Origin of the sequence: Massilia sp. Root335 (assembly GCF_001425685.1) — a bacterium.
GTDB classification, from domain to species: domain Bacteria; phylum Pseudomonadota; class Gammaproteobacteria; order Burkholderiales; family Burkholderiaceae_D; genus Telluria; species Telluria luteola.
Genome location: NZ_LMCY01000052.1, coordinates 133,911 through 141,163, shown reverse-complemented (window position 1 = coordinate 141,163; position 7,253 = coordinate 133,911). Strand labels below are relative to the sequence as shown.

The window sequence follows — 7,253 nt, the reverse complement described above, 5'->3', positions numbered from 1 at the left end:
TCAGTTAGTGGTAGCTAATCACCAACACGCTCAAGATACAAGGGTGGGCTCCCCGAGCCCACCAAACGCCGGCACGATTACCGGCTGGAGACCATCACGTCCTGCTTGAATTGCCAGTTCTTCCACGCCGCCAGCACCGCATTCGGATACTCGGGCCGTCCGCGGCTGCCGTTGTAGCGCCCCAGCGCGAGGTACAGGTTGCCGCCTTCCATGTCGATGTACATGCGCAGGATCGAGCAGCCGTAGCGCAGATTGGTCTGCATGTCGAACAGCGCGCGGCGGTTCGAATCGCCGATGACCTTCGTCCAGAACGGCATCACCTGCATGTAGCCGCGTGCGCCGACCATCGACACGGCGTACTTGCGATACGCCGACTCGACCTGGATCAGGCCCAGCACGAGGCCCGGATCGAGGCCCGCGCGCGTGGCTTCGTACCAGGCGATTTCGAGGAATTCGGTGCGCGTCTGCTCGTCCGGCAGGCGGCGCTTGAGGCGCGCCGACATCGCATCGAACCACTGCTGGTAGCGCACGCGCGCGACCTCGTCGCGGAACACCGGCTTGGGCGGCCGCCCATCGCGGATCGCGTTTTCGAGCGCCAGCCGGACCGAATCGGCCAGCGCTTCCTCTTTCTGGTTGCCGGCCTGCGCTGCGCCGCTGCTCAACAACGCAGCGGCGAGCAAGACCGGGCCGAGCCGGGCTGCCGCCCGGCCAATCAACCGTTGCGCCATCACTTGCCCAGCTTGGCCTTGATGACGCCGACCATGTCGGCAGCCGGGACAGCGGTTGCCTCGGCATCGCGGCGGCCCTGGTATTCCAGGTTGCCTTCCTTGAGGCCGCGCTCGCCGATCACGACGCGATGCGGCACGCCGACCAGTTCCCAGTCGGCGAACATTGCGCCCGGACGCAGGCCGCGGTCGTCGACGATGACGTCCACGCCGGCCGACTGCAGCTCGGCATACAGGCGATCGGTCTCGGTCTTGACCAGCTCGCTGCGGTCGTAGCCCATCGGGCACAGCACCAGTTCGAACGGCGCGATGGCGTCCGGCCAGACGATGCCCTTGTCGTCGAAATTCTGCTCGATGGCCGCGCCCAGGATGCGGGTCACGCCGATGCCGTAGCAACCCATCTGCATCGGTGCCGGCTGGCCCTTCTCGTCCAGGTAGACGCAGTTCATCGCGGCGGAGTATGCCGTGCCGAGCTGGAACACGTGGCCCACCTCGATGCCGCGTTCGATCGCGAGCACGCCCTTGCCGTCCGGTGCGGCGTCGCCTTCGACCACGTTGCGCAGGTCGGCGACGGTCGGTTCGGCCACGTCGCGGCCCCAGTTCACGCCCGTCAGGTGGTATTCGGCTTCGTTGGCGCCGCATACGAAATCGGCCATGTTGGCGACGGTGCGGTCGGCCACGACGTTGACCGGCTGCTTCGTCCCCACCGGACCGAGGTAGCCCGGCACGGTGCCGTAGGCGTCCTGGATTTCCGCTTCGGTGGCGAAGCGGAAGGTGGCCAGGCCCGGCACTTTCGAGACCTTGACTTCGTTCAGCTCATGGTCGCCGCGCAGCAGCAGCAGCCAGTTTTCCTTGACCTGCCTGCCGTCGACTTCCTTCTCGACCGTCAGCGCGATCGATTTCACCGTCTGCGCCAGCGCGATGCCGAGCTGCTCGGCGACCTTCTCGCACTTGGTCGTGTTCGGCGTCGACACCTTCGTCAGCGGCTGCGTGGCCGCGCCGCGCTGGGCGATCAGCGGCTGCGCCTCGGCCGCTTCCATGTTGGCCGCGTAGTCCGACGTCGGGCAGTAGACGACCGCGTCCTCGCCGGTGCTGGCGATCACGTGGAATTCGTGCGAGCCGGTGCCGCCGATCGCGCCGTTGTCGGCCGCCACCGCGCGGAACTTCAGGCCGAAGCGGGTGAAGATGCTGACGTAGGCGTCGAACATCGTCTGGTAGGACTTCTGCATGCCTTCGACGTCACGGTCGAACGAATACGCGTCCTTCATCGTGAACTCGCGGCCGCGCATCAGGCCGAAGCGGGGACGGCGCTCGTCGCGGAATTTCGTCTGGATGTGATAGAAGTTCAACGGCAGCTGGCGGTACGACTTGACCTCGGTGCGCACGACGTCGGTGATGACTTCTTCCGACGTCGGCTGCAGCGCGAAGTCGCGGCCGTGGCGATCCTTCAGGCGCAGCAGTTCGGGGCCCATCTTGTCCCAGCGGCCGGTCTCCTGCCACAGTTCGGCCGGTTGCACCATCGGCATCAGGAGTTCGAGCGCGCCCGCCTTGTTCATCTCTTCGCGGATGATGCCCTCGACCTTGCGGATGACGCGCAGGCCCAGCGGCATGTAGGTGTAGATGCCGGAGCCGAGTCGCTTGATCATCCCTGCGCGCATCATCAGTTTATGGCTGACGATCTCGGCGTCGGAGGGCGCTTCTTTGAGCGTTGAAATAAAAAATCGTGAGGCGCGCATATCGGTGAATTCTTTTTAAAAAGAGAGGGTTATAATCGACCTAATTTTAAAGGATTAGCTGGCTGATGCATCCAATCTTTATACAAATGGGTCCGAAACAAGTGGTGCATGCTGTTGTTCCTGTGCAGGTTGACGACTTCAGCACCTGAGGAGCCTTGCAAAACCGTCACGACAGCAGGTTTGGCAACGCTCCGGGGATTTGTAAGTAAAAATGTAAGAGGGATCGGCCGGCAGAAAGTTTCGAGGTGAATTATGCTCGATCGTGAAGGGTTCCGCCCCAACGTCGGCATCATCCTGCTGAACGCCAACAACGAGGTGTGGTGGGGCAAGCGGGTGCGTGAGCATTCTTGGCAATTTCCGCAAGGGGGTATCAAATACGGCGAGACGCCGGAACAGGCGATGTACCGCGAGCTCGAGGAAGAAATCGGCTTGCGCCAGGAGCACGTCAAGATCGTGGGCCGCACCCGCGACTGGCTGCGCTACGAAGTGCCCGATCACTTCATCAAGCGCGAAGTGCGCGGTCACTACCGTGGGCAGAAGCAGATCTGGTTCCTGCTCCGCATGGTGGCGCGCGACAACGACGTCAACCTGCGCCTGACCGACCATCCCGAATTCGACGCCTGGCGCTGGCACGACTACTGGGTCCCGCTGGACGTCGTCATCGAGTTCAAGCGCGACGTGTACCAGCGCGCCCTGCAGGAGTTGTCGCGCTTCATCACCTGGCCCGCGAACGGCGATCGCCGCCACAGCTCGCGCTACCTGCGCCAGCCGCACGAGCGGCGTGGCCAGAACGGCAACGGCGGCGGCGGTGGCAAGGCGGCGGCGGCAAACAATGCCGCCAACGCCAGCAGCAAGGCGGTGGCGGTCGCCAGCAAGGCCATCGCCGACGCGGCCGGCAGTTCCAAGATGGTGTTGGCGCAGCAAGGTGTGACGCGCAAGGAGTAAGGCGCGAGTAGCGCAGGCGCAACAAAACAAAGGCAAAGCAGCCGTGTGAACGGTTGTCTTTGCCTTTTTTACATTCTCGTAATGTAATTTTTACAAAATTGCGTTGTAGAATTATTGTCATGATGACCAGCGCCCCGCTCCGCTCCCGGTTCGCCCGGACCGCCTTTCTGCTCTGCCTGCTGTCCGGCGTCGCCCACGCCGACGACGACACGAAGCACTGCACCTACATCGACGTGGCCGACCTCCCCATCCGCTACACGGGCGAAGGCCTCATCCCCGCCGTCGATGGCACCATCAACGGCACGCCGGCCGTGATGCTCGTCGACACCGGCACCTCCATGACGGCATTGACCATGAACGCCGTCACGCGGCGCGATATCAACCCGTTCATGACGGGACGCTGGATCGAAGGGTTCGGCGGCAGCTCGCGCCTCTACTCCGCGCGGCTGAAGGAATTTTCGGTCGGCCCGACGCACAACGCCCGCCGCATCGAACTGAACGTCATCGGCAGCACGTCGGCCACGCCCCCGTTCGACGCCATCCTCGGCGCGCCGTTCCTGCTGCAGATGGACCTGGAACTCGACCTGCGCGCCAAGCGGATGAAGTTTTACCGCCCGCGCGACTGCGCCAAGGCGTCGCTGCTGCTGTGGAAGGAACCCACGGTCGTGCTGCCGTTCGAGCGCAACTACGGCAAGAGCCCGAACCCGCACTTCACCGTCATGGTCAACGGCAAGGAGATGGACGCCATCATCGACTCCGGCGCCCACCGCAGCTTCATGATGCAGGACGCGGCGAGGCGCGCCGGCATCGACGTCAACGGGCCGGGTGCGATCCGCATGGGAGATACCGGCGGCATCGGCACCGACCGCGTGCCGTACTGGATCGCCCCGGTCAAGACCGTGCAGTTCGGCGACGAAACCATCCGCGACGTGGAGCTCGGCGTCATCGGCTCGGCGGGTTCGCAAGGGGCCGACCTGTTCCTGGGCGAGGACTTCCTGCGCGCGCACCGCGTGCTGTTCGCGATGAGCCAGGAAAAACTGTACATCGCCTACCTGGGCGGCGACGTGTTCACGCGCGGCACGGGTCTGGAACCCTGGATGCGCGCGGAAGCCGACGACGGCAATGCCGATGCCCAGTACGCGCTCGCCAGGATGTATTACGACGGCCGCGGCGTGGCGCGCGATCCGGCCCAGGGCGACGCCTGGCTGGACAAGGCCGTGGCGCGGGGCCAGCCGAACGCCAACCTGCTGCTCGGCCGCCGGCAGATGCTGGCCGGGCGCCTCGACACGGCGATCCCGCAACTGCGGCGCGCGCTCGACCAGTTGCCGGCCGACCGCCTCGGTCCGTTGTGGCTGTACATCGCACGCGTGCGCCATGGCGACGCCGCGCTGGCGCAGACGGAACTGGAAGCGGCAATGAAGCAGCAGAAGGAAGACGACTGGCCCGCGCCGATCGCCGATTTCTACCTCGGCAAAACGAATGCGGCACGCCTGCTGGAAGAAGCGGGCAAGGATGCGCAGATGGCGCGCACGCGCACGTGCATGGCGCAAGCCTACATGGCGGAATGGCATGACGCGCGCGGCGACGCGGCCGAGGCCAGCGCGCTGCGGGCCACCATGCGCACGAACTGCGCAGCCGCGCCCGCCGCCGTCCCGAAGCCCGCGCCGGCACCCGTGCCCGTGCCGCTGCCGACCGGCGGCGCCGCGGCGCTGGACGGCGCGCCTTGAAACTTGATGGCAACGCATGCGGGGCGGACCGGTGACCGCCCTGCGGGACGGGCATCATCGCGCTACAATGACGCCCTTCCTCCAGTTCTTCCGACGGTTCCCGCCATGTTCACCCCCTCTTCCCACGACGTCCGCCGCTTCTTTTGCGAGGCCTTGCGCAAGCGCCGCGCCGGCGAGATCCTGACCCCGATGGACGCCATCGCCGCCGACTGGATCGACCAGCATCCCGAGTACCACGACGAGCTGGCGGATGCCGAGGAAGCCGTGGCGCGCGACTACGCCGTCGAAGGCGGCAAGCCGAATCCGTTCCTGCATTTGTCGATGCACCTGTCGATTACGGAACAGGTATCGATCGACCAGCCGCGCGGCATCCGCGCCGCGTTCGAGGCGCTGGCCGCGCGCGTGGGCGAGCACGAGGCGCATCACGAGATGATGGAGTGCCTGGGCGAGATGATCTGGTCGGCCCAGCGCCACGGGACCCAGCCGGACACCGACGCTTACGTGGCCTGCGTGCGCAGGCGCGTGCGCTGATATCGGTCGTGTTACCGCGACTCGTACGTTCGGTGGGCGGAGGCCGCCCACCCTACCACCAGGTTTAATCGAGCTTGTCGTCGGCGACCCGATAACGGGGATCTTCCGGCAGGTTCACCTCGATCATGTCCTTCGCACGCTCGAGCAGCGCGCGGCAGTCCGGGCTCAGGTGGCGCAGGTGCAGGCGCTTGCCGAGGGCGCGGTAGCGTTCCGCCAGGCCGTCGATGGCCTGGATCGCCGAGTGGTCCGCCACGCGCGCGCGACGGAACTCGATCACGACGTCCCGCGGGTCGTCCCTCGGCGCGAACAGCGCCTGGAAGCCGCCCACCGACGCGAAGAACAGCGTCCCTTCCAGCTCGTAGACTTTCCAGCCGCCGGCGTCCTGCGACGTCGTGACGCGGATCTCCTTCGCGTGCTGCCACGCGAACACCAGCGCCGACACGACCACGCCCACCAGCACGGCCGTGGCCAGGTTGAAGACGAGCGTGACGCCGGCCACCAGCACGATCACGAGCGCGTCGGCGCGCGGCACCTTGCCGAACAGGCGGAACGTGCCCCATTCGAACGTCTTCTCGCAGACGACGAACATCACGCCGATCAGCGCGGCCAGCGGGATCCGCTCGATCACGCTGGAACCGAACAGGATGAACGACAGCAGGAACAGCGAGGCGCAGATGCCGGACAGGCGGCCGCGCGCGCCGTTGCCGACGTTGATCATGCTCTGGCCGATCATCGCGCAGCCGCCCATGCCGCCGAAGAAACCGGTGACGACGTTCGCCACGCCCTGCGCGAGGCTTTCGCGGTTCGGCTGGCCGCGCGTGTCCGTGATCTCGTCGATCAGCGTGAGCGTCAGCAGCGTCTCGATCAGGCCCACGCCCGCCAGCACCAGCGAATACGGGAACACGATCTTCAGCGTCTGCAGGTCGAACGGCACGTCCGGCACGCGGAACGCCGGCAGGCCGCCCGCGATGGAGCCGAGGTCGCCCACGGTTTTCGTCTGGATGCCGGCGAAGTGCGCCAGCAGCGCGACGGCGAGGATGCCGACCAGCGTGGCCGGGACGGCTTTCGTGATGCGCGGCGTCAGGTAGACGAGCGCCATCGTGAGCGCGACGAGGCCGAGCATCGTCCACAGCTGCGTGCCGGCCATCCAGCCGCCGCCCACCTTGAAGTGCTCGAACTGGGCGACGAAGATCACGATGGCGAGGCCGTTGACGAAGCCCAGCATCACGGGATGCGGCACCATGCGGATGAATTTGCCGAGCCGCGCGGCCGCGAACAGCATCTGCAGCACGCCCATCAGCACGATGGCGGCAAACAGGTATTGCACGCCGTGCTGGACGACCAGCGCCACCATGACGACGGCCAGCGCGCCGGCCGCGCCGGAAATCATGCCGGGCCGGCCGCCGAACGCGGACGTGATGAAGGACACCAGCACGGCGGCATACAGGCCGGTCAGCGGTGCCACGTGGGCGACCAGCGCGAAGGCGATGGCCTCCGGGACCAGGGCCAGCGCGACCGTCAGGCCGCTCAATACGTTCGTCTTGATGTGGGAAGGGGATACGTCGGGCACGGCGGCACTCCAAAAAAAC

General features: G+C 66.1%; 6 protein-coding genes. 3 read left to right on the top strand and 3 right to left on the bottom strand.

Features of this window, described 5'->3' with window-relative positions:
• Positions 1-77: 77 nt before the first annotated feature.
• Both ASC93_RS27280 and ASC93_RS27275 read right to left on the bottom strand, forming a co-directional pair.
• Complete coding sequence (locus ASC93_RS27280; RefSeq protein ID WP_056450155.1) at positions 78-728, bottom strand: lytic transglycosylase domain-containing protein; 651 nt, start codon at positions 726-728, stop codon at positions 78-80.
• Positions 728-2,461, bottom strand: coding sequence for a proline--tRNA ligase (locus ASC93_RS27275; RefSeq protein WP_056450153.1), 1,734 nt, complete (start codon positions 2,459-2,461; stop codon positions 728-730). The genes ASC93_RS27280 and ASC93_RS27275 overlap by 1 nt, the downstream gene beginning before the upstream one ends.
• Positions 2,462-2,713: 252 nt before the next feature.
• On the opposite strand from ASC93_RS27275, the gene ASC93_RS27270 reads away from it, so the two are divergent.
• From ASC93_RS27270 to ASC93_RS27260, 3 genes are all read left to right on the top strand, one after another.
• Entirely contained in the window at positions 2,714-3,406 is a 693-nt protein-coding gene (locus tag ASC93_RS27270) for an RNA pyrophosphohydrolase (RefSeq protein WP_082548378.1), read from the top strand.
• A 119-nt stretch (positions 3,407-3,525) separates the two neighbouring features.
• Positions 3,526-5,133 (top strand): retroviral-like aspartic protease family protein, encoded by a 1,608-nt coding sequence (locus ASC93_RS27265; RefSeq protein WP_056450150.1) that lies wholly within the window; start codon positions 3,526-3,528, stop codon positions 5,131-5,133.
• A gap of 105 nt (positions 5,134-5,238) precedes the next feature.
• Entirely contained in the window at positions 5,239-5,664 is a 426-nt protein-coding gene (locus ASC93_RS27260) for a DUF1841 family protein (protein WP_056450148.1), read from the top strand.
• Between the two features lie 64 nt (positions 5,665-5,728).
• Here the strand turns inward: ASC93_RS27260 and ASC93_RS27255 are convergent, their stop codons facing one another.
• Positions 5,729-7,234 carry a SulP family inorganic anion transporter gene (locus ASC93_RS27255; protein WP_056450181.1) on the bottom strand — a complete coding sequence of 502 codons (1,506 nt, stop codon included), beginning with the start codon at positions 7,232-7,234 and terminating at the stop codon, positions 5,729-5,731.
• Positions 7,235-7,253: the final 19 nt, after the last annotated feature.

Bases quoted from the DNA above. Each gene is read 5' to 3' on its own strand.
- ASC93_RS27280 (WP_056450155.1), bottom strand. From the start codon at position 728: ATGGCGCAACGGTTGATTGGCCGGGCGGCAGCCCGGCTCGGCCCGGTC.
- ASC93_RS27275 (WP_056450153.1), bottom strand. From the start codon at position 2,461: ATGCGCGCCTCACGATTTTTTATTTCAACGCTCAAAGAAGCGCCCTCC.
- ASC93_RS27270 (WP_082548378.1), top strand. From the start codon at position 2,714: ATGCTCGATCGTGAAGGGTTCCGCCCCAACGTCGGCATCATCCTGCTG.
- ASC93_RS27265 (WP_056450150.1), top strand. From the start codon at position 3,526: ATGATGACCAGCGCCCCGCTCCGCTCCCGGTTCGCCCGGACCGCCTTT.
- ASC93_RS27260 (WP_056450148.1), top strand. From the start codon at position 5,239: ATGTTCACCCCCTCTTCCCACGACGTCCGCCGCTTCTTTTGCGAGGCC.